The organism is Rathayibacter sp. AY1B4 (assembly GCF_002932815.1).
Lineage (GTDB): Bacteria > Actinomycetota > Actinomycetes > Actinomycetales > Microbacteriaceae > Rathayibacter.
This window is the reverse complement of the sequence record NZ_PSWN01000059.1, coordinates 1-682: the sequence shown is the minus strand read 5'-3', so window position 1 is coordinate 682 and position 682 is coordinate 1. Positions and strand designations below refer to the sequence as shown.

The window sequence follows — 682 nt, the reverse complement described above, 5'->3', positions numbered from 1 at the left end:
AGTCACGCCGACCTCAGGAAGCGTTGATGTCCCCGTGGATCGTCAGGAACCAGGCCGTGTCGCCGTCCGCGTTTGACGCGGTGGCCTCGACAGTCGAAATCGGCTTCTCGCCGAGCGACGCCGGGTCGATCTCGTGCGGGCCATCGGCACAGTCGATCGCCTCGAGGGTCGTCGTCGTCCTCGTCGTCGGGCCTCCTGCCGTGGACAGCGATCCGATCTCGAGATCGATCACTCCGTCCCCGAGACATTCAAAGGTGATCGCTGTCGGCAGGGCGGGTCGCGCGAGAGTCGCTTCGACGTGGCCACCATCATCGTCGGCGGTAGCGTTCAGCGAGAGGATCGCAACAACTTCACGGTCCGTTTCCACATCCGCTTGGCGCTCTGCACGCCACTGAGTGATGCGAGGGTCCTCCCCAGATATCGGGGCGCAGCCTGCGAGAGACGCCACGAGAACAAGACCAACTACTGCGCTGATGGGACGGTGCCTCATCGCTACACAGTAGGGGCAGGCGATCGCAGATGGACGAACTTCTGACCTGATGGCGAGATAGTGAAGCTCAGCGCTGAACAACCGGGCCTCTGTGCCCACGTCGATCGGATCTGTGCCTTGCGGTCCTACTCTCCCCACTGTCGCGTTCAGCACTACGGATCCTTGGCGGAACCGTGCCGGTGAACGATCCCC

Annotated in this window: 1 protein-coding gene; it reads right to left on the bottom strand. The window is 63.2% G+C overall.

Going from position 1 to position 682, the window contains the following annotated elements; genetic code table 11:
* Positions 1-13: 13 nt before the first annotated feature.
* Positions 14-367 (bottom strand): hypothetical protein, encoded by a 354-nt coding sequence (locus C5D66_RS16700; RefSeq protein WP_104256720.1) that lies wholly within the window; start codon positions 365-367, stop codon positions 14-16.
* Between the last annotated feature and the right edge of the window lie 315 nt (positions 368-682).